General features: G+C 35.1%; 1 rRNA gene. It reads right to left on the reverse strand.

Annotated elements, in window-relative coordinates:
- Positions 1-593: 593 nt before the first annotated feature.
- Positions 594-705 (reverse strand): 5S ribosomal RNA (gene rrf, locus AB4Z08_RS35755).
- Between the last annotated feature and the right edge of the window lie 163 nt (positions 706-868).

An 868-nucleotide genomic window follows, 5' to 3' on the forward strand; every position in this document is an offset into this window, starting at 1 on the left:
TTGTAAAGAAGTTTTGATACTGACTAATTTCTCTCGAAATCAATCGGTGATCTATTAATTATGTTTAGCTGTACATTACCTGTTTGAACCTAAGCATCACTACTTAGATTCGTGCTGTTGTTTCCAATCTTTCAAAGAACTTGAGCTTTKTGCTTTACGCTTTCAGCTTTTGTTGATGTGTGAGATCCGATCTCTGTGGCGCTTTCGCCAGAACATCTTATTATTTTTAGAAGAACTTTTTCGTATCGTTTGCGTTGGGGTTGCAAAGGTAGTAATCTTTTATTTAATCACCAAAACTTTTTTAAAGTTTTTTGTATCTTTAATTATCTTAGTATCAATGACTTGTCTATTGAGAAAGTGCTTTTAATATATTGATAATCAAACCCTTATTTTGCAAAGAACATTAGATTTCTGAAGCGGATGGCAAAGATATTATCTTTATCATTCGCAAACAAAACTATTTAATCCTATTTCAAATTGTTTTCAACTTTCGTTGAGTGTATTTCCGACAGATCTGAATTGATCCCCTTTCTTTAATATAGAGAAAGAAAAAAGAAAAGTCCTGGCATGTCACCAGGACTTTCTCTTAATAAGTATGGCAGCTACCTACTCTCCCGCATTGTTGTGCAGTACCATCGGCCATGAGGGGCTTAACTTCTCTGTTCGGAATGGGAAGAGGTGAACACCCTCGGCAAAACCACCATAAGATCTTCTTTGCTTTACAGCAAACTAATAAGATAACATATCGGGAAAGTTGTATTCAAAATTCTTTAGCGTAATATTTAAAAAATTAAAGCTTACGGGCAATTAGTATTACTCGGCTGCGATATTACTACCCTTACACCTGTAACCTATCAACGTCGTAGTC

It is taken from the genome of Chitinophaga sp. RAB17, from assembly GCF_052114225.1.
Taxonomy (GTDB): domain Bacteria; phylum Bacteroidota; class Bacteroidia; order Chitinophagales; family Chitinophagaceae; genus Chitinophaga.